Origin of the sequence: Bradyrhizobium sp. CCGUVB23 (assembly GCF_024199885.1) — a bacterium.
Taxonomy (GTDB): Bacteria; Pseudomonadota; Alphaproteobacteria; order Rhizobiales; family Xanthobacteraceae; genus Bradyrhizobium.
Genome location: NZ_JANADQ010000001.1, coordinates 5,013,623 through 5,034,446, shown reverse-complemented (window position 1 = coordinate 5,034,446; position 20,824 = coordinate 5,013,623). Strand labels below are relative to the sequence as shown.

General features: G+C 61.5%; 14 protein-coding genes and 5 pseudogenes. 8 read left to right on the top strand and 11 right to left on the bottom strand.

Annotated elements, in window-relative coordinates; genetic code table 11:
• Nucleotides 1–5 precede the first annotated feature (5 nt).
• The 7 genes and pseudogenes from mdcC to NLN62_RS23215 form a co-directional block, all read left to right on the top strand.
• Nucleotides 6–323: a malonate decarboxylase acyl carrier protein gene (gene mdcC / locus NLN62_RS23245; protein ID WP_254110342.1), complete on the top strand. Its 318-nt coding sequence runs from the start codon at nt 6–8 to the stop codon at nt 321–323.
• Complete coding sequence (locus NLN62_RS23240; RefSeq protein ID WP_254110341.1) at nt 320–1,234, top strand: biotin-independent malonate decarboxylase subunit beta; 915 nt, start codon at nt 320–322, stop codon at nt 1,232–1,234. Before mdcC ends, NLN62_RS23240 begins: the two co-directional genes overlap by 4 nt.
• Nucleotides 1,221–1,952 (top strand): biotin-independent malonate decarboxylase subunit gamma, encoded by a 732-nt coding sequence (gene mdcE, locus NLN62_RS23235; RefSeq protein WP_254110340.1) that lies wholly within the window; start codon nt 1,221–1,223, stop codon nt 1,950–1,952. Before NLN62_RS23240 ends, mdcE begins: the two co-directional genes overlap by 14 nt.
• Before the next feature lies 1 nt (nt 1,953).
• Nucleotides 1,954–2,601 carry a malonate decarboxylase holo-[acyl-carrier-protein] synthase gene (gene mdcG / locus NLN62_RS23230; RefSeq protein WP_254110339.1) on the top strand — a complete coding sequence of 216 codons (648 nt, stop codon included), beginning with the start codon at nt 1,954–1,956 and terminating at the stop codon, nt 2,599–2,601.
• Nucleotides 2,598–3,446, top strand: a complete 849-nt coding sequence (mdcB, locus tag NLN62_RS23225; protein WP_254110338.1) for a triphosphoribosyl-dephospho-CoA synthase MdcB — start codon at nt 2,598–2,600, stop codon at nt 3,444–3,446. Before mdcG ends, mdcB begins: the two co-directional genes overlap by 4 nt.
• On the top strand, nt 3,447–4,367 hold the full coding sequence (locus NLN62_RS23220; RefSeq protein ID WP_254110337.1) for an acyltransferase domain-containing protein: 921 nt from the start codon (nt 3,447–3,449) through the stop codon (nt 4,365–4,367). It begins immediately after the preceding gene.
• 6 nt (nt 4,368–4,373) lie between these two features.
• Nucleotides 4,374–4,924, top strand: a pseudogene (locus tag NLN62_RS23215) (methyl-accepting chemotaxis protein); the annotation flags it as partial.
• Nucleotides 4,925–4,939: 15 nt separating this feature from the next.
• Here NLN62_RS23215 and NLN62_RS23210 read toward each other — a convergent pair.
• A pseudogene (locus tag NLN62_RS23210) lies at nt 4,940–5,108 on the bottom strand (Zn-dependent hydrolase); the annotation flags it as partial.
• 155 nt (nt 5,109–5,263) lie between these two features.
• Between NLN62_RS23210 and NLN62_RS23205 the strand changes: the two are divergent.
• Complete coding sequence (locus NLN62_RS23205) at nt 5,264–10,759, top strand: ATP-binding sensor histidine kinase (RefSeq protein WP_254110336.1); 5,496 nt, start codon at nt 5,264–5,266, stop codon at nt 10,757–10,759.
• A gap of 301 nt (nt 10,760–11,060) precedes the next feature.
• Here NLN62_RS23205 and NLN62_RS23200 read toward each other — a convergent pair whose 3' ends face one another.
• From NLN62_RS23200 to NLN62_RS23150, 10 genes and pseudogenes are all read right to left on the bottom strand, one after another.
• Nucleotides 11,061–12,311 (bottom strand): Zn-dependent hydrolase, encoded by a 1,251-nt coding sequence (locus NLN62_RS23200; RefSeq protein WP_254110335.1) that lies wholly within the window; start codon nt 12,309–12,311, stop codon nt 11,061–11,063.
• Between the two features lie 32 nt (nt 12,312–12,343).
• Nucleotides 12,344–12,775 (bottom strand): annotated as a pseudogene (locus NLN62_RS23195) (amidohydrolase); the annotation flags it as partial.
• 12 nt (nt 12,776–12,787) lie between these two features.
• On the bottom strand, nt 12,788–13,984 hold the full coding sequence (locus NLN62_RS23190; RefSeq protein ID WP_254110334.1) for a diaminopropionate ammonia-lyase: 1,197 nt from the start codon (nt 13,982–13,984) through the stop codon (nt 12,788–12,790).
• Between the two features lie 564 nt (nt 13,985–14,548).
• Nucleotides 14,549–14,818: pseudogene (locus NLN62_RS23185) on the bottom strand (transposase); the annotation flags it as partial.
• A gap of 266 nt (nt 14,819–15,084) precedes the next feature.
• Nucleotides 15,085–15,759 carry a reverse transcriptase domain-containing protein gene (locus tag NLN62_RS23175; RefSeq protein WP_256575949.1) on the bottom strand — a complete coding sequence of 225 codons (675 nt, stop codon included), beginning with the start codon at nt 15,757–15,759 and terminating at the stop codon, nt 15,085–15,087.
• A gap of 139 nt (nt 15,760–15,898) precedes the next feature.
• Nucleotides 15,899–16,387, bottom strand: a pseudogene (locus tag NLN62_RS23170) (enoyl-CoA hydratase-related protein); the annotation flags it as partial.
• 140 nt (nt 16,388–16,527) lie between these two features.
• Nucleotides 16,528–17,199, bottom strand: coding sequence for a nitroreductase (locus tag NLN62_RS23165; protein ID WP_254110332.1), 672 nt, complete (start codon nt 17,197–17,199; stop codon nt 16,528–16,530).
• 23 nt (nt 17,200–17,222) lie between these two features.
• A complete protein-coding gene (locus tag NLN62_RS23160) occupies nt 17,223–18,200 on the bottom strand; it encodes an NADPH:quinone oxidoreductase family protein (RefSeq protein ID WP_254110331.1) in 978 nt (325 codons plus the stop codon).
• Between the two features lie 74 nt (nt 18,201–18,274).
• Entirely contained in the window at nt 18,275–19,420 is a 1,146-nt protein-coding gene (locus NLN62_RS23155) for an acyl-CoA dehydrogenase family protein (RefSeq protein ID WP_254110330.1), read from the bottom strand.
• A gap of 167 nt (nt 19,421–19,587) precedes the next feature.
• Nucleotides 19,588–20,799 (bottom strand): ABC transporter substrate-binding protein, encoded by a 1,212-nt coding sequence (locus NLN62_RS23150; protein WP_254110329.1) that lies wholly within the window; start codon nt 20,797–20,799, stop codon nt 19,588–19,590.
• Between the last annotated feature and the right edge of the window lie 25 nt (nt 20,800–20,824).

Genomic DNA, 20,824 nt, shown 5'->3' with positions numbered 1-20,824 from the left:
CCTGCATGGAAAAGCTCAGCTTCAAACTAACCGCACCGCAGCGCGCGGGCGGCGCCCGCGCGCAGGCGATCGTCGGCGTCGTCGCCTCGGGCAATCTCGAGGTCCTGCTGCAACGGGCCTCCCCGGCGGATGTCTGCACGATCGACATCGCGACCGCGGCCCATGGCTTCGGCGCGGTGTGGGATGCCGTGGTCCGCGACTTCGTCGCCCGCCGCTCTGCCGGTGGCTTACTCATCTCCATCAACGACGGCGGAGCCCGGCCCGACACGGTCGCGCTCCGCCTCGCGCAAGGCGTCCGCAAGATCGAGGAGCCGGAACGATGACAGCCGTTGCAGCCAACACGGTTTCGCTGAGCTGGTACGAGGCGAGCGCCCGGCAGCGCATCGACGCGCTCGTCGATGCCGGAAGCTTCTCTGAATTCATCGGGCCCGAGCTGCGCGAGACGAGCCCGCATCTGGCGATCTTCGACCTGCCGGAGCAGTTCGATGACGGCATCGTCATCGGCCGCGGCCGCCTCGACGGATCGCCTGTGCTCGTGGCCGCACAGGAGGGACGCTTCATGGGCGGCGCCTTCGGCGAGGTGCACGGCGCCAAGCTCACTGGCCTGCTGCGCGCGGCGCGCGCGCTGCGTCAGGATGTGCTGATCCTGTTCGACACCGGCGGCGTGCGGCTCCAGGAGGCCAATGCCGGCGAGCTCGCGATCGCGGAGATCATGCGCGCGGTGGTCGAGGCGCGGCGCGACGGGCTCCGCGTGGTCGGGCTGATCGGCGGCCGCGCCGGATGCTATGGCGGCGGGAGCCTGATCGCCGGCACCTGCTCGCGCCTGATCATCTCTGAACAGGGTCGGCTCAGCGTCAGCGGCCCCGAAGTGATCGAGACCAACAGGGGCATCGAGGAATTCGACTCGCGCGACCGCGCGCTCGTCTGGCGCACGATGGGCGGCAAGCACCGCTATCTGATCGGCGGCGCCGATACGTTCGTCGACGACGAGGCGCAGGCGTTTCGCCAGGCGGCGATCGACGCACTCAAGGGCAAGCGTGGCTGCGACGCGGCCGTTCTCGACGCCGAGCAGAAGCGCCTCGAGCAGCGATTGCAGCGTTTTGGCGAGGCCGAGGACGCCGTCGAGATCTGGCAGGCGCTTGGCATCGACCAGCCGACCGAGATTCCCTCACTTCCGACGGGCGCATTTCTTCGCGCGGCCAACAACAGGGAGAATGCCGATGACGCTCGATGACATTCTGGCCGGCCTTTTCCCGAACGGCAGCAAGATCGAAATGACCGGCGCGATAATCGCAGGACAGGCGATCCTGCCAGGTGGAGGGCCGATTCACGTGCTCGGCATCACGCAAGGGCAGCCGCTCGGCGTGGACGAAGCGATCGTGCTCGCGGGGCGCGTGATCGAGATCATCAAATCGAAAGATCGGGCGCCGATCCTGTTCCTGGTGGATTCCGCCAGCCAGCGCATGAGCAGGCGCGACGAGTTGCTCGGCCTCAGCGAGTACCTGTCTCACCACGCCAAGACTCTGCTGCTGGCGCAAGCTGCGGGACATAGCACTGTCGGTCTGCTCTACGGCGGCAGTGCGGCCGGTGCGTTCATCGCCACGGCGCTGGCCACCGCTACCCTGGTGGCGCTTCCCGGTGCGCAACCCGCGGTCATGGACCTGCCGTCGATGGCGCGAGTGACCAAGCTTCCAATCGACGTGCTGAAAACCAAGGCGGAAGCAACACCGGTGTTCGCACCGGGCCTTGCGAACATGGTGCAAACCGGCGGCATTCACATCGTCTGGGACGACCGTGCACCCTTGGCACCGCAGCTTGCGGCCGTGCTCGAACGGTCGGCCGAGCGGGATGATCGCGCTCGCCTCGGCGCGAAGCGTGGCGGACGGCGGAAAGCCGTCGAGATCGCCGATCGGGTTCTCGCGCTCGCATCGGCCTCGTCTCAGGAAGCGTAACATGGCTGAGTGTCTCGAACGCCATACCATGGTGAAGGTCTCCGCGGCAGGTTGGACCACCGTGATGGGCCGTCATCCTGACTTGGCCCGCGAGCCGATCATCGAAGGATGGGCGCGTGCCGGCCATCCGCTGATTGTGCGTCGGCCGGCTGGCGCCGGTATCGCCGGCATGATTCCGATTGGCCTGCCGCTGCCCCCGAGCCACGGCAAACGGCGCATTGCGGTCTCGCTCGCCGCCGTCGATATCGTCGCGTCCGCTCCGCCTCCATTGTTGGCCGATGCCGCCGCAGCCGCGCCTGCGGCTTGGCGCGATACGATCGACCTGCTCCTTGATCTTCTGCCGGAGACCCGCACCTTCGGCAGCCTCGCGTGGCAGCATCTCACTGGCCTCGCCTATCTCTCGGATGGTTCGGATCTCGATCTGCTCTGGCCGCTGTCGTCGGCCGAGCAGGCGGAAGCCCTGCTATCCGGAATCGCCCGGATCGCGAAGCAGGCACCGATGCGGCTGGACGGCGAGATCGTCAGCGGCGCGGGCGGCGTGCAATGGTGCGAGCTGACCGGCACCGATAGCGATGAAGTCTTCGTGAAAAGCCCGGCCGGGGTCCATGGCACGACGCGCGCCGCATTCCTTTCAGGTGCCGCGCCATGAATGTCGCGCTGAAATGGCAATCACTACCCGTCCGCGAGCTCTATGCGGAGCAGCTCGGTCAACTGGCGGCGCTTTGTCTGAAGAGCGAAGTTGAGACCTATCCAAAGCCGGGGCTCGTCAGCCACATCGACACCGGCGCACATAGCGACATGGACGCCGAGATATTGTGCCGCAGCGCCGATACGCTGGGGCCATTCTTCGAAGATCTGGCAACGGCCGGCGCCGAGGGCGGTGGCATGAGCCGGTTGCGCGTGATCGGGGTTGCCGCGGAGCGCGCCATGCTGGCTACGACCTGCGGCGTCAATACGCATCGCGGCGCGATCTTCGGACTGGGCCTGCTTTGCGCCGCTGCCGGATATCGCAGCGCTGTCGGCTTTCACAAACCGCTCGGCGAGCTGGTCGCGCAACGCTGGGGCGAAGACATCCTGTCGGGCCCCAGATCCCTGCGCAGCCATGGCGCAGTGGCCGCGCGGCGCTACGGCGCTGGCGGGGCAAGGGCGGAGGCGGCCCGTGGCTTTCCATCGGTCTACGAGATCGCCCTGCCGGCCCTGAGTGCCGCCCGGAAGCTAGCTCCGAATGACGAGGAAGCGGTCCGCGTTCAGACCTGCATGGCGCTCATCGCCGATGTCGCCGACACCAATCTGCTGCACCGGGGCGGATCGGAGGGATTGCTCTTCGCGCGGGCCAGCGCAACGGCGTTCCTTGCCGCGGGCGGCGTCGGATCTTTCGGATGGCGGAAACAGGCAATGAAGATCCATCGCGCCTTCGTCGCGCGCAATCTCAGCCCCGGCGGCTCGGCAGACCTGCTCGCGATGGCACTGTTCGTCGACCGGCTGGAGCGCTGAATGCTTGCACTACTCTGCGGCGGACAAGGTACCCTCTCGGACAGGATATTCGATCTGGCCGCGGGTCACGCTGCTGCAGAGCCGGTCTTCGCTGCGGCAGCTGCTTGTCTCGGCGAGGATCCGCGCGAAATCGTCAGAGCACGCAGCGCCGAGGCTCTGTCCGCCAACCGCGTCAGCCAGATCCTGACTGTCACGTCGGCGCTCGCGATCCACGCCTGCATTGCCGACCTGTTGATCGAGCAGACCGCCGTCACAGGCTACAGCGTCGGCGAGATGGCGGCCTGGAGCATTGCGGGCATATGGAACGCCGATGAAGCGTTGCGGCTGACGGATGTCCGGGCGCAACTGATGGACAGTGCGGCAGGACAGGATGGCCGTCTTGGCTATGTCCGCGGGCTCGACCAGGCCGCGCTCCAGCCTCTGCTTGAAAAGCACCGCTGCGAGATCGCGATCAGTAATCCCGATCTCCTCTTCGTGGTCGGAGGCGCCGAGCAGGATGTGATCGAGCTCTGCCGCGAGGCGGCAATGCAAGGTGCCGCGCGCACCGGTCTTCTCGCAGTCAAGATCGCCTCGCACACATCACGGCTCGACCAGGCCTGCGCGCCGCTCCAACAGGCGCTCGCGGCGAGCAGACCCGCCCCTATCGCAAATCAACGGATCCTTCTCGCCGGAGGCGACGGCACGCGCATCTTCTCTGTATCTGATGCAACGACGACGCTCGCCTGCCAGGTCGCGCGCCCCATCGACTGGGCTGCAACTCTGGAGGCGCTTGCGGAGCTCGGGGTCGATCGCGTGCTGGACCTGGGTCCAGGCCATGCACTCGCCGAGATGATGCAAGGTTTCCTTCCGTCGATCCGCTGCTACGCAGCCGAGGCTTTTCGCTCGATCGATGGCCTGCGCAACTGGATTGCCTCCAAATAGCCGACGACCATTGATCGGGTTGGCGAGCTGTCGAAGGCCGCGCCCGCATCGGGGATGTCGTCGATTTGATCAACACGATTGCCGGTCAGACAAACCTGCTGGCGCTGAACGCGACCATCGAAGCTGCCCGTGCCGGCGAGGCCGGCCGTGGCTTCGCCGTCGTGGCCTCCGAAGGCAAGGCGCTCGCCGAGCAGACTGCAAAGGCAACTGGTGAGATTAGTCACCAAATCAACAGCATACAGGCGGCGACCGGGGAATCGTTCGACGCCATCAAGGAGATCAGCGGCACGATCGAAAGGCTTTCGGAAATATCCTTGACCATCGCAGCCGCGGTCGAGGAGCAAGTTGCCGCGACGCAGGAAATCTCGCGCAATGTGCAGCAGGCGGCGCTCGGTACGCAGCAGGTCTCGTCCAATATCGTCGAGGTGCAGCGCGGAGCAAACGAGACCGGCTCCGCCTCCTCGCAAGTCCTGTCCGCCGCACGGTCACTTTCGGGCGATAGTGCCCGCCTCAGGGACGAGGTCGGCAGTTTCCTGAGCACGGTCAGGGCTGCTTAGCTCATTGGATCTATCTCAGTCCGTTCTCGACGCGATTTCACGAACAGTATCCAGCAGGATGTTAGCGCCCGCGACACGGTCGAGGTCGTTGGTCATTTCTTTTGGGTGATTAATCCCTGGCAACGAAAATCATGGTGGCAGGAGCAATCCTTGCGATCATCTGGGCGTCATGCAGGTTGCCGCTGAACGACGAGTTTCTTCAATACTCGATCTGGACTAAGCTGGTCCAGGTCTTGGAATTGGGCAGTTCACACCCGACGGTAACATCCAACTTTCCGACGGAGTACTGCACTGAAAACACCCATTCAGTTCGGTGCTAATGGCGTTAAGCACCTCGAAGTGCTGTGGCAGGACGTCGACCGTGTCCTGTGCCGGGGCGTTCGCCGCGCGGATCGCAATTGCGCCGCGATGCTCGCCGTGCTGCCGGCCGCCGAGCATCCGGCGCCGGCGATCCTCGATCGTCTCGCTCACGAGTACGACTTGAAGGACGAGTTAGATGCGGCATGGGCGGTGCGGCCTCTGGAGCTCGTGCGCGAGCGCGGCCGGACCATGTTGCTGCTCGAGGATCCGGGAGGCAAGCCGCTCGCGGCGCTGCTCCGCGGCCCCTTCGAGGTGGGACAATTCCTGCACCTCGCGATCAGCCTCGCCACTGCGCTGGGCAAGGTCCACGAGCACGAGCTTATCCATAAGGACCTCAACCCCGCCAATATCCTCGTGAACTGTGCGGACGGGCAGGTGCGGTTCACCGGCTTTGGCCTCGCTTCCCGACTGCCGCGCGAGCGCCAGGCGCCCGACCCACCCGAAGTGATCGCTGGCACGCTCGCCTATATGGCGCCCGAGCAGACCGGACGCATGAACCGCTCGGTCGATGCCCGCAGCGACCTCTACGCACTCGGCGTCATCTTCTACCAGATGCTTACGGGTGGCCTGCCATTTACCGCCGCCGATCCTCTGGAGTGGGTGCATTGCCACGTGGCACGGCAGCCGGTTCCACCCACCGAACGCGTGCCGGACCTCCCAGCCGTGCTCTCGGTAATCACGATGAAACTGCTCGCCAAGGCGGCTGAGGATAGATACCAAAGCGTCGCTGGCGTGGAGAGCGACCTGCGCCGATGTCTGGCTGCGTGGGAAGATCAGCGCCGGATCGAGAACTTTGTCCTCGGCGAGAACGACACGCCACAACGGCTGTCCATTCCCGAGAAGCTTTATGGACGGGAGCACGAGGTCGCGTCCTTGCTCGCCGCGTTCGATCGTGTGGTGAAAACCGGTACGCCGAAACTGGTGCTAATCTCCGGATATTCCGGGATCGGCAAATCCTCCGTCGTCAACGAATTACACAAGGCCCTCGTGCCGCCGCACGGGCTGTTCGCCGGAGGCAAGTTCGACCCGCTGAAGCGCGACATCCCCTATTCGACGCCAGCGCAGGCCTTTCAAGGGCTCGTAAAGTCGCTGCTCAGCAAGAGCGACGGCGAGTTGGCGAGTTGGCGTGAGGCTCTCTGCGAGGCGCTGGGCCCTAACGGCCGGCTCATCGTCGACCTCGTCCCGGAGCTGAGGCACATCATCGGCGACCAGCCGCCAGTCCCGCAGCTTGATCCGCAAGACGCTCAGCGCCGTTTTCAGCTGGTGCTGCGGCGCTTCATAGGCGTCTTCGCCCGGCAAGAGCACCCGCTGGCGCTCTTTCTCGATGATCTGCAATGGATCGATGCGGCGACGCTAGATCTCATCGAGGACCTATTGATCGGGTCGGATCTGCAGTATCTGATGCTGATCGGCGCCTATCGCGACAACGAGGTCGATGCCACTCATGCGCTCACGCGCAAACTTGCGAAAATCCGGCAAGCAGGAACGCTAATCCAGGAGCTCAACCTCCTCCCTCTCGCCCGTGATGACGTAGGCCAGCTGATTGCTGATGGGCTTCGCTGCGAACCCGTGCGCGCGGCCCCGTTAGCGCAGTTGGTTGGCAACAAGACCGCGGGGAACCCGTTTTTCGTGATTCAGTTTCTCAGTGCGCTCGCCGAGGAGGGCGAACTCAGGTTCGAGCATGACCAGGCGCGGTGGTCCTGGGATATCGATCGCATCCACGCAAAAGGCTACACCGAGAATGTCGCGGACCTCATGGTCGGGAAGCTGAGCCGCCTGCCCGGCGAGGCGCGGGAGGCTTTGGAGCGTTTGGCGTGCTTGGGCAACAGCGCCGAGACGACAATGCTCGCGCTCGTCCAAGGAACATCGGACGAACAGGTCCACGCCCATCTGTGGGAGGCGGTGCGCCAGGGGTTCGTCGAGCGGTTGCAGAGCACCTATAGATTTGCCCACGACCGGGTTCACGAAGCTGCCTACTCGCTCATTCCCAATGAGCTGCGACCCAAAGCCCACCTGCAAATCGGGCGGCAGCTTCTGACTCATACGCCGTCAGACGGGCGCGAGGCAGCCGTCTTCGAGATCGCAAACCAGTTCAATCGGGCGGCGCCTCTCCTCACCTCGCAAGGCGAGCGCGAGGAAGTCGCTAAGCTCAACCTCACCGCGGCCGAGCGCGCCGAGGCGTCCGCCGCCCATGCGTCGGCACTCACCTATCTCGTCGCGGGTGCGGCGATGTTGGACGATCATTGCTGGGAGAGCCAATACGCGCTCACCTTTGCGCTGGAATTTCGGCGCGCCGAGTGCGAGTTCCTGACCGGCGCTTTGGCGGCGGCCGAAGAACGGCTCTCGATCTTATGCAACCATGCAAAGCGCCTCGCGGATCACGCCGCCATCACCCAGCTGCGTGTGGAGCTTTTCACGGCCGTCGGCCGGATTGACCGCGCGATCGAGGTTGGCCTCGACTACCTGCGTCGCATCGGCATCAACTGGTCAGCGCATCCGACATGGAACGAAGTTCAACATGAGCTGGAGCGGATCTGGCGCCAGATCGGCGACCGACAGATCGAGGCTTTGCTCGACCTGCCTCGGATGACGAATCCGATCGCATGTGACACCGTTGAGGTCCTTTCCGCCCTCGTGAGTTCGGCCTGGTACGCCGACCAAAACCTGCGCTGCCTCGTCATCGGCCGCATGGTAAACCTCACTCTCGAGCACGGCAACAGCGATGCATCCTGCATGGCTTACGTCTGGCTCGGCACTGTTCTGGGACCTCAGTTCGCCGACTATGCGGCGGGATTCCGCTTCGGCGAGCTCGGCCTGAAGCTGATGGAGCAGCGCGGGCTCGCCCGCTTCAAGCTGCGCGTCCACCTTATTTTCGGAAGCATGATATATCCCTGGATGCGGCCTATCCGGACCGGCCGCCTGCTGGTGCGCCGAGCCCTTGATGAGGCTAATCAGATCGGTGAACTTGCCTCCGCCGCCTTCAGCCGCACCCACCTGATCAGGCACCTTCTCGCCGGCGGCGTTTCGCTCGAGGAGGTGCTCTCTGTGGGCGAGGCCGGTCTCGACTTCGCGCGCGGCGCTCGGTTCGGCCAAATCGTCGGCAGGATCACCGCACTGGTCCAGCTGATCCGAACGTTACGGGGGCTGACGCCCGAATTCGGCTGCTTTGACGATTCCGGATTCGAAGAGGATCAATTCGCCCGGGCTTTGGAAGCGGATCCGCGCCTCGCGACCGTGGATTCTTTCTATTGGGTCTACAAGCTGCAGGCGCACTTCTTCGCGGGTCATTACGCGTCCGCAATCGAGGCTGCATCCAAAGCAAAACGACGTCTCTGGACCCTATCGTCCCACTTCGAGTCGGTGGAGTACCATTTTTTCACGGCGCTGACGCACGCCGCGCTCTACGATGCAGCCTCGGCGGCGGATCGTCCCCAGCACCTGGAAGCATTGCTCAAACACCAGTGCCAGCTACAGCAATGGGCCGACAACTGCCCCGAGAACTTTGAGAACCGCGCGGCGCTGGTAGGCGCGGAAGTCGCCCGCCTGGGAGGTCGGGATCTGGATGCGCTGCATTTATACGAACAGGCCATCCGCTCCGCCCGGACGAACGGCTTCATCCACAACGAGGCGCTCGCCAGTGAGCTTGCGGCGCGCTTCTACGCGGCGCGCGGCTTCGAAATCGCCGCGCGTGGCTATCTGCGACATGCCCGCCATGGCTATCTCCTCTGGGGAGCTGGCGGCAAGGTGCGGCAACTCGACGAGCTTCATCCGCACTTAAGAGACGATGGGGCTGCGCCCGGCCCGACGAACACGATCGCTGCCTCGGTCGAGCACCTCGACCTCGCGACTGTCATAAAAGTGTCGCAGGCGGTCTCGGGCGAGATCCTGCTGGAAAGACTGGTCGACACGGTGATGCGCACGGCCATTGAGCAGGCCGGGGCCGAGCGCGGCTTGCTGATTCTTTGTCACGGGGCTCAGCAGCGAATGGCCGCGGAGGCGACCACCGAGGGGGGCATGCTGACTGTGGATCTTCTCGATGGGCCCGTGACCAAGACCGCGCTGCCCGAAGCGATCCTGCAGCATGTCCTCCGTACCCGGGCGAGCATGCTTCTTGATGATGCCGCCGCGCAGGCACCGTTTGCCGCGGATCCATACATCCAGAAGCGTCGGGCCCGCTCGGTTCTCTGCCTGCCGCTGCTCAATCAGGCCAAGCTCACAGGTGTACTGTACCTGGAGAATACCCTGGCTACCCGGGCCTTTGCGCCGGGTCGGGTCGCAGCGTTGAAGCTGCTCGCCTCGCAGGCGGCGATCTCTCTCGAAAACACCCGCTTGTATCGCGATCTGGCGAAACGTGAAGCCAAGATCCAACGCCTCGTCGACGCCAACATTATCGGGATCTTCATTTGGAAGCTGGATGGTCGGATTATGGAAGCCAACGACGCCTTCCTCCGCATCGTGGGATATGAGCGAGCCGATCTTGACTGGCTTTCCTGGAGGGTCCTGACACCTCCGGAATGGCTCGTCCGCCATGATCAACAATGGACACCAGAGCTCAAGCAGACCGGAAGCACGCAGCCGTATGAGAAGGAGTATTTCCGCAAGGATGGCAGCCGGGCGCCCGTGATGGTTGGCGGCGCGGTGTTCGAACAGGATGGCGACGAAGGCGTTTCTTTCGTGCTCGATTTAACCGAGCGCAAACGAGCCGAAGAGGCCTTCCGAGAGATGCAGAGGGCGTTGGCACACGCGAATCGCGTCGCCACTATGGGCCAGTTTACCGCTTCAATCGCACACGAGATCACTCAGCCCATTGCCGCTGTGGACATCAACGCCAGCGCGGCTCTGCGCTGGCTTGCCAAAGATCCTCCCGATCTAAAAAGCACTCGTCAGTCAATTGAGCAAATTGCCGGTGATGCCGGCCGTGCGGTCAGCATTATTGACGGACTTCGCAATCTCGTCAAAAAATCGGTTCCACGCACTGACAGGTTCGACATCAGCGAGGCAGTCCGTGAAATCGCCCATCTGACCCGTACCGAAGCGATGAGGAACCGCGTTTCTATCCAAACAGCATTCGCGGGAGGATCGCTTCCGATCGAGGGAGATCGCGTTCAGCTGCAGCAGGTGATGCTCAACTTGATCATGAATGCCATCGAGGCCATGAGCAATATTGCCGAAGGATCGCGAGAACTGCTCATAAGTACTTCAGCATCGCACGATGGCTTTGCACTCGTCGCCGTGCAGGATTCGGGTCCAGGACTAGATCCGGCGAATCTTGAACGCGTATTTGAGCCCTTCTACTCAACTAAATCGAGTGGTCTCGGCCTGGGCTTGTCGATTTGTCGCTCCATCATAGAAGCGCACAGAGGTCGTTTGTGGGCAGTTGCAGGCGAGCCGAGCGGCGCCATCTTTCAATTCACAATACCAACACGCGAAAATGGAGCGATCGATTCGACCTCATCGGCTGATCGGGTTCCTTGACAGGAGCCAGTATTCAAGTTGAGCCGAACGCGATTCGCTGAGGTCTCGGAGCTGCAGGTGGCCGCAAGCGGCAGGGCCTTCGGGCCGCCTCCTCGACGCTCCCACGTGGCCTCACGTGCTGGGCACAAACTTCCAGAAAACATCGACGCCGCGACTGCCTTCCGATCTCGGCGGCTTGGCCGCCGCAGCTCCACCCAGACCCGCTACATCCGACGAAAGCGGGAGCGCCCAATTGTCGCTCTATGCATCAATCACTGGACACCTTTTTTTCGGGCGATTACGCGCGAGGTATTGCTCTATCTCAGTCCGTTCTCGACGCGATTTCACGAACAGCATCCAGCAAGATGTTAGCGCCCGCGACAAGGTCAACGTCGCTGGTGAATTCTTTCGGATTGTGGCTAATCCCCGCGATGCTGGGAACGAAGATCATGGCGGCAGGCGCAATCCTCGCGATCATCTGGGCATCATGACCGGCCCCCGAGGTCATGCGCTTGGAGGTGAGCCCGCGATTTTTCGCCGCCTTCTCAATCAACTTCACGATTCCGGCGTCAAACTTCACCGGTTCAAAGCGAGCGAGGCGTTCGACCGAAACCCGCACATCTTCTTCCTGCGCGATGGCGTCGAGGAAAGTGGCAAGCGCCAGTTCCTCCGCCTTCAGGCGATCCTCGTCAGGATCGCGCAGGTCGACGGTGAAGGTCGCGCGCGATGGAATGACGTTGATCGCGTTCGGCTCAAAACTCATGCAACCAACTGTGGCAACAGTTGGCGTGTTAGACGCCTTTGCGCGATCGCGCAGGAAAGCTATCACCCGGGCCGCTGCATAGCCGGCGTCTCGGCGCATTGAGATCGGCGTGGTACCCGCGTGGTTGGCATCTCCTTCAATTGTTACCTTCTGCCAGGAGATGCCTTGCAGATTCTCGACTGCGCCAATAGGCGTGTTTTCGCGCTCAAGAACCGGACCTTGTTCGATATGGAGCTCGATATAAACATGCGGCTTCAGGAAGCCCGGTTCCTCCGAACCCGCATAGCCAATACGCTTGAGCTCGTCACCGAGCACGCTACCATCGGTTCCGATCGTGGCGAGCGCTTCATCCTTTCCGAGGCCACCGGCATAGACCAGAGAGCCCATCATATCCGGCGCGTAACGGACGCCCTCCTCGTTGGTGAATGCCGCGACAGCAATCGGCCGTGCCGGAACAAAGCCTTCCGATTTCAAAGTTTCGATAACTTCCAACCCGGACAGCACACCATAGCATCCGTCATAGATGCCGGCATCGATAACGGTGTCGATGTGCGACCCGAGGAGAAGTGGCTCTTTCCCCTTCGCGCCGTTGGGCGCCCAGATACCGAAGATATTGCCAATCCTGTCAACGGCGACGTCCAGGCCGGCATCCTTCAGCCAGGACACGAAACGGTCACGCCCTTGCTTTTCGGAGTCGGACGCAGCGAGCCTAACAAGCCTGCCCGTATCGTCACGCCCGATTTTGCCAAGCTCGCGGATGCGGTCAATAAGACGCTCCGAATTTATCGAGTGGCTTCCGAGCACAGTCATATAACCTCCATAGAACTAGAACGCATACATGAAGCGGCTGAGGCAAGCGCGCCTTGACCCCACTCCTCGGCAGGCTGGAACACAAAGCGCACGGTCCCGTCGAATCCCCCTTCTTCGGCCAAAAGCTTGGCTGCGCCGAGAAGCATCGAGGTGTGGCCATCATGGCCACAGGCATGCATGACACCGGGATTGGTCGATTTGTAGGTTGCAGCGCCTTGCTCTGGGATACGCAACGCGTCCATATCGGCGCGCAGTGCGATGGAGCGGTTACCGGTGCCCCGCTTCAGCGTCCCGACAACGCCGGTGCCACCGACGCCTTCGACGACCTCGTCCAACCTGAATTCACGCAGCTTGGTGGCCACGAATGCAGCCGTGCGTTGCTCTTCGAAACCAAATTCTGGATGCTGGTGAAGATCGGGCTTCCACGCTGTCATCTCACGCTGCAACGCCGATAGCTCAACCATCACCGCGCCTCCTCAGCAGTTTCGCGCCGCGACCTCTGCGGGGGAAGCGCCGACGAGCGCCTGATAAAGCTTTGGATCGGTGGCACCTTCCGTGTTGATGAGGAAGACCCGTGCATCCGGGCCAAGACCGGCCTGTTCGCGCAGCTCCTTGCTGGAGGCGACCTGAATCAACCCGGCCAATCCAGCGCCGCCGCTCTCGCCGGAGACGATGGCCGGGTCGCCGGAAAGCGGAGAGGCAAGGCGCTTCATCACGGCGATCGCCTCATCGTCGTCGACCGTCATGAAGGCGTCGGCCGCGCGCGAGAGAATTCGCCAAGCAACAAGCGAAGGCTCATAGCATTCAAGCATTGCCATGACCGTCGGTTCACCGTCAGGCACCTTGATGGCGCGGCCGGCCCGCGCACTCTCGAATAGACACGCGGCTCGCGAAGGATCGACGACGACGAAGAAGGGCCGCTTGTCTCCGAGAAGGATGGAGAGATGACCAGCGATCGCTGCGGCGATACCACCTACGCCAGCCTGAACGAAAACATGCGTAGGAAGCTCCGGCAGCTCCCGCAAGGCTTCGCTTAAAAGCGCGGTGTAGCCCTGCATAACGAAGCCGGGGATTCGCTCGTAGCCGGGCCAAGAGGTGTCGGATACCGTTATCCAACCCTTCTCTTTCGCGACTCGGGAAGCCCAAGCGACGGATTCGTCATAGTTTCCGTCAACCCGGATGATCTCCGCACCAAAGCGCGCGATTGCTGCGATACGCTCGTCGCTGACGCCGGCATGGACAAATATCGCGCAATTGGCGCCGACTAGCTGAGCGCCCTGTGCGACCGATCGCCCGTGGTTCCCGTCGGTCGCACAGGAGACGGTCATACTGCTCGCCGCGGCCTTGACCTCGGATGTCTGCAGTTCACCAACGTCAACCTGTCGACCGAGTTGTCGCGACGCCTCTTCGAGGACGAGTCTGATCACCGCGTAAGAACCGCCGAGCGCTTTGAAGCTGCCAAGTCCGAGACGGTGCCCCTCATCCTTGATGTGGATCGCTGCTACGCCGAGCTCATGTGCAAGGGCCGGTAGAGCGACGAGCGGCGTCGGTGTGTGGCCATCGCGATGCTTCAGAAATCGCTCCACCTCACGTGCAGCCTCTATGCCAAGTATCGTGGCATCCGCGTGGTCAAGCTGCGCCCCGTGGTCGACGTGCCGATTAATATTGAACATCTCGACTGGCTCTATCTAATTGACCCCGCTATGGAATGATGCTGCTTATGCATTGGTCATTTCGCTCAATTTGTGGGTCTAGGTTGCAATCTTGCCTCTAAATGAGTGGCTGGAATGAGCGAAAGTTCAATGAACGACGAAGCGCTTCGAAGGGGAGCGCCACCCACAAGCCCAATTGCGGCGAACATGAGCGGCAGAAATGGGAGCCGAAGAACCCTGGACCCGCTTCGCGTCCGATGCGAGCGACTCGCGTTTTAAAGGGCGAGATTCCTCAACTGAGACGGCTGGTATGCGCGCCGATCGATGCCGAGCAGGAATTGCGACGACTCGCTCGCCCTGAAAAGCCCGAGTTGGCCACTTCCTATTCATGGACCAGCCGTTCTGCTCAATCTGATTACATCGCGCACATGGCGCATCGCAAAGTCTCTCCGTCGGCATCCAGGTCCCCCCTTCGCAAAGCCGAAAGGCGGGACCGTATCGGAGCCAGAAGAGGCCTCGTCACCCTGGGCGACATCATCCCGGAATGGTGGGCGACATCGAGCGGAATCAGCATTTCGGGCGGGTAGCGAAGACGCCGATCTGGCAGTTCGTAATCTTGCCTGCCGAACCAGTGTATTGCCGCGCCACTCCGCATGACGCTTTACCCTACCGAGAAAGCCATCTCGTCGATCACCAGCACCGCATCGTCATCGGCCAAATGCTCATAACATAGTCGCGCACGATATCGCGCAGAGCATCAGCGTCCCAATCCCTGCGACCCAGGATCGCCTGCTGTCGCTACGGGCCGGAATCGCCGGCCGCCTCCGCGCGCATCCAACCTGTCTTGCGCTGTTCGTCCGTCGATTGAAGAGACGCTTGCATTATGGGCTGCGTCGCTTCGGGAAATCAAGCAGCGACGTCCGCTGTTCAAGCAAGAGCGTGTTGCGATGAATGCGGGCTTGTTTTTGGAGGGCCTGCTCGGAGGCTGTCCGCGCCCGCGATCTTCGAATTATGGTTGCCCATGGATTCAGAAAACTCCAGAAAAGATTTGCGGTAGGGACGCTCATTGCTGAGCGCCCCCCGCGCGGATCCGCGACGAGCCCAATTAAGGCATCCGGCTCTTACCTTGGATATGTGACGGCGAAGCGCTGTTGTGGCCAGGGATGGAGGATACGGGGTTGAGGGAGCCATTCATCCGCCAACTTCGTCATGCGGTCCCACGTGAAGCCGTCTCGTTGGCTTCGCCGCCGAAGCGTTCGACGCCAGAGATCGGTCACGTAGTAGCGGAACGCTGAGAGCGCCGGTCCATTTGTAGGAACCGCGTAGTAGGCGAAGTGGCCGGTGACGACCTGTCTCAGCCATGCACCCTGGACGCGGATCGGTTGGTGCATCCGACGCCGCAGCTTTTCCTTGATGTCCTGAAGCTTCCTCCGCAGACGGTCGCGCCGGGTCTTCCTTTCGAGCAGGAAGTTTCCTCGGCGTGACTTACCGCAGATGTGGGTGAAGCCCAGAAACATGAAGGTCTCCGGTTTGCCAAGCCTGCGCCCCTTGCGATTGGCCGCCGCACGGCGACCGAACTCAATCAGGCGGGTCTTGTCTGAGTGGAGTGTCAACGCGAATGCTTCAAACCGTTCACGCATCGCATCAAGGAAGCGGCGAGCGTCATCCTCATGCTCGAAGCCAGCCACGAGATCATCGGCATAGCGCACGATAGTCATGTCGCCATGGGCCTCTTGCCGTCGCCAGCGTTCGGCCCAAAGATCGAACGTGTGGAGAGTCGGCCGGAGGGATTTCACCTCCGGCCGCTCGCAGAACGGTGCATGAGCCTCTCAACTCACACCGCTCCCATCAGACAAACGCGCCGATTCCTCCAAAGCGCCAGTGGGCGAACAAAGACGGGTTCTGCTTTGCAATTCTTTGCATGAGCATGCTGGCCCGCAGGGTCAGCATCATACCCATCGCTCGCTTGAGGCCGATCTCACGAGGCAGACGCTGAATCCCTCCGGCGAGCGCCGCCAGGCCGACGCGCGGCTCCGGCAGGGCGAACACGGCATTCTCAGAGGCGACCACGACGTCGCATGCCAGCGCAATCTCAAATCCGCCCCCCATCGCAACCCCATTGACTGCTGCGATCACCGGCTTCGCCAGGTCAAAGCGCTTCGTCAGACCACCGAAACCCTTGGGTGGGGTGGCAAGCCCACCGCCAGCGGCTTGCTGTTTGAGATCATGCCCCGCGCAGAAGGCTTTCGGCCCGGCTCCCGTGATGATTGCGACCCACTGCTCGTCGTCGGCAGAAAATTTGTCAAAGACCTCTTCAAGCTCGAAATGGCAAACGGCGTTCAAGGCGTTTTGTGCCTCGGGCCTATCAATCGTGACGATTGTGCAGTGCCCCTCACGGGCGACCTTGACATGTTCGTACGTCATTGCGGCTTTAGCCTTTCGAAGTGGAGTGTGCTGGATAGCAAGCGGGAGATGGACGGCCGGCGTCCGGGACGATCGGTTTGCAGACAGTCGGGGTTCGGCACATCGGCTATGAACGCAGTGTGTCTCGGCGCATTTTGCAATCAAAACCCCCTGATCGTCGCGAATTCCGACAGCTCGGCACGATCCGCGCGCAGACTGTTGATCGGATGTGCTGGATCCTTGTAGCCGAGAGCCATACCGCAAAAGAGCATCAGATGGGGAGGCAAGCCGATGAATTCCGCAACGGTGTTATGCCAGAGCGCCCAGGCTTCTTGCGGGCAGGTGCTCAGCCCCTTCTCCAATGCGAGCAACATGATGGCTTGCATGTACATGCCGAGATCGGCCCATTGCCCAGGCTCCATCTGGCGATCGATGGCGAAAAACAGACCAACGGGCGCACCGAAGAAATTAAAGTTCTTTGCGAGCTGATTGAGACGCGCAGCTTTGTCTTCGCGCGGAATCCCGATCGTGCGATAGAGATCCTCGCCGTTCTTGAATCTCCGGGTTCTATATGGCTCCTTCAATTCCGGCGGATAGATATTGTATTCCGGCTGTTCACCCGCCGGGTTGATCTTGATCCGCTCGGCCATCAACGCCTTGAAGCGTGCGAGTTCCTGGCCGCCTAGCGCCCAAACGTGCCACGGCTGTAGATTGCCACCGGAAGGCGAGCGACTCGCCGCAACCAAAATATCTTGGACAATCTCTCCGGGGACCGGGAAGTCCAGGAATGCCCGCACGGAGGTCCGCGAATTCAACGCGTCCGAAACTTTCATGAAGATTTCTCCGAAGACCTCTTTCATCCGATCCGGACGACCATCTTTCCTAGAGCCGAGCGCGTCGTCATCGCTTTGAACGCTTCGTGAAATTCCTCGAACGCAAAGACCTTTCCCACGACAGGAACAAGCGTCTTTTCGCTCAACCAAGTGAACAGCTGGGCGATGACGCGGTCTCGCACCGCAGGCTCACGACGGCCAATCTGTGCGAGGTCGACACCCAACAACGCCCCTCCCTTTAGAAGAGGCAGATTGAACCGCAGCGCCGGAATCGTTCCGGAAGCGAAGCCGATCACCAGATGTCGTCCGTTCCAGGCGATCGAACGAAAGGCCTGTAGGCTCAGATCCCCTCCAACGGGATCATAGATCACATCCGCACCGTGACCGCCGGTGAGGTCCTTGAACTCGTCGCGCCATCCGTCGCGGGTATAATCCAGGCCCGCGTCTGCACCATGATCGATCGCAAATTGTCGCTTCTCATCAGTCGAAGCCGCCGCAATGACGCGGGCGCCAAGCAGCTTTCCAACCTGAACAGCAGCAATTCCAACGCCGCCAGCGGCTCCCAGAACCAGGAGTGTCTCGCCGCTTTGTAGCTTTCCCCGAGCGCTGAGCGCGTACAGCGCCGTCAGGTAGTTAGCAAAGAACGAGGCGCCGACCTCCGGCTCTATGCCCTTCGGCGTGACGAAAAGGTCCCCTGCCGGCACACAAATATACTCGGCAAGGCCACCATTTCTGACCATCCCGATGACGGGCGTGCCGGGCGCGAAGCCCTGAACATCTGCGGCCGCCTCGTCGACGACGCCTGCAAACTCCGACCCGGGCGTAAACGGCAAAGGGTCCTTGGTCTGATACAGGCCCTGCACCTTCAAGCCGTCCACGAAACCGACGGCGGCCGCTTGAATCCGAACGCGGACCATTCCCGGTGACAATTCAGGTCTGGCCACTTCCTGGATGGCGATATTTTCGATGCGATCGTAGTTTTCGACCAGGACTGCTTTCATGACATCCCCTTGAGCGAGCGCCGATCTGGATCGGCCGTCGAGTTCGCGCGATTAAGTTCGGAGACCTCCAAAATCTAGAGAGCTCTGGAGATCACTTCCTTCATCATTTCGCTGGTTCCACCGTAAATCCGCTGCACGCGCGCATCGGCATACATGCGCGCGATAAGGTACTCGTTCATGAAGCCGTACCCGCCGTGCAGCTGCAAACACTCGTCTATGACCTTGCCCTGCTGTTCCGATGCCCAGAGCTTGGCCATCGAGGCCGTCGCTGCATCGAGCGTCCCGGACACCAACGATTGGACGCACTCATCGACAAAGCTGCGCGTGACTTTCGTGATCGTTGCCACCTCGGCCAGCCGGTACTTGGTGTTCTGGAAGTCAGCGATCGACTTTCCGAACGCCTTGCGTTCCCGAACAAAGGCGAGCGTCGCCTCCAGCGCTCCCTCCATTGCCGCCACCGCCATGACGCCGATGATCGTGCGCTCATAGGGCAGATCCGACATCAGTTGATAGAAGCCGCGCCCCTCCGTGCCGCCGAGCAGATTCGAGGTCGGTACAGCGACGTCGTCGAAGAACAGCTCGGAAGTATCCTGAGCTTTCAGTCCGAGCTTATCGAGCACGCGACCGACCCTGAAGCCTGGAGCTTTTGCCGTTTCGACCAGGATGATCGACATTCCGCTCGCCCGCTCGGCCGGATTGGTCTTCGCAACGACGAGCACGAGGCCGGCAAGAAGACCGTTGGAAATAAAAGTCTTTGAGCCGTTGATTAGGTAGCTATCGCCGCGCTTTTCAGCGCGGGTTCGAATGGACTGGAGATCCGAGCCCGCCCCCGGCTCGGTCATCGCGATTGCGCCGACGAGCTCTCCGCTCGCCAAGCGCGGCAAATATCCGCGCTTTTGCTCCTCCGTCCCGTGATTCAGCAGATAGTGCGCCACGATCGTGTGGACCGACGGGTTCATTCCCGTCAGGCCGCGTCGCGCCATGGCGTCGTAGAGGATCGCTTCGTGCCGAAAGTCGCCACCGCCGCCGCCATATTCGGTCGGAATGTCCGAACAAAGAAGCCCGAGCGTGCCCGCCTTCAGCCAGAGTTCATGGCCGACATTGCCTCGTTCGCGCGCCTCTTCGTCCAGTGGCGCCATTTCCCTGTCGACGAAGCGGGAGACCGTGTCTCGATACATCTCAAGGTCAGAGTCGAGCCAGGAGGGTCGATAGGTGATCATGCGCCTTACTCATTGTTTCTACGAACGCAACGATCGCGTTCCCAAACAGCTCGGGTTCGGTATCTTTGTTCGAACACTACCGATCGCAGCCGCCGCGCATGCCTTTCGACAAAGTCACACTTGGTATGCTGTGTCGCAGGCATGCGCCGCGGTACTCTGTGTGCGATTTACTCGCTCGTGTCCCCGTTGATCACGTCACCGAACAGCTCCCACTTGTCGCCGCTAAAACGCATCAGTCGAAGTTGACTGATCGGAGCAAAGTCGGTCGGCGAGGTGTTTACGTAGATTCCCGGCAAGAGCGCCTCGGTTCGCCAGTCCTTCAGGTTCGCAGCTTGCTTCATGACGTTCTCGCGCGTGAGGTCGTCGCCGCATTGCTTCAACGTCTGGGCCAGCGTTTCTGCAAGCGCATAGCCGGTGATCAGCAGGATGTCGCGCTTATTGCCTTCGGAATAATACTTGCTCAGAAAGTCCTGAAACTCCTTCATTCCTGGATCGTTGTCCCACTGCGGATCGGCCGGATCCTTTAAGTAGGTGGCGGAAATGATGCCTTGTGCATTCTCAAAGCCGGCAGGTTTAATCACGCTACCGACAGACGCCGAGACGTTGCTCAGGATATGCAGCGGCTTCCAGTCGACTTCAGCGATCTTCTTGATTGCTTGGGCCGCGAATTTGGGAGAGCTGATGTCGACCAGGGTATCCGCCCCCGTCGCCTTGAGCTTGACGATGTGACTGTCGATCGTCGGCTCTGACGTTTCGTAACTTTCCTCGGCGACAATCTGAGCCCCGAGCTTGTCCTTGAGACCCTTCAGGTAATCCTTTCCGAGATCATCGTTTTGAAAGAATACGGCGACTTTAGCGTTCGGCTTTTCCTTGAGGATGTACTTCGCGTAGGCGCGAGCCTCGCTCTGGTAGGAGGGTTGCCAGCCTGTGGTCCAGGGGAAGTTCTTCGGGTCGTTGAACTTGGTCGCCCCCGCCGCCACGAACAGCTGCGGGACCTTCTTGGCGTTGAGATATTTCTGGATCGCCGTGTTGTTGGCTGTGCCCAGCGGATCGAACATGAGCAGCACTTCATCGCTCTCCACCAGCTTGCGCGTCTGCTCGACGGCCTTGGGAGGCGAGTACGCATCGTCATAGCTGATGAAGTTGACCTTGCGACCGTTGATGCCACCCTTGTCGTTGATCATCTTGAAGTATGCGGCCTCCACCTGGCCGATGACGCCGTAGGCAGATCCCGGACCACTGTACGGCATGAGATTGCCGACTTTGATCTCGGTGTCCGTGGCTCCGGTATCATATTTTTTCTGGGCGAGCGCGGTGCCCGAGGCGAGCGCGATTGCTGCTGTCGCCAGAGCGGTCGTCCCTATCATCCTTGCAAACATATGATCTCTCCTTGTTGAGTTTCAC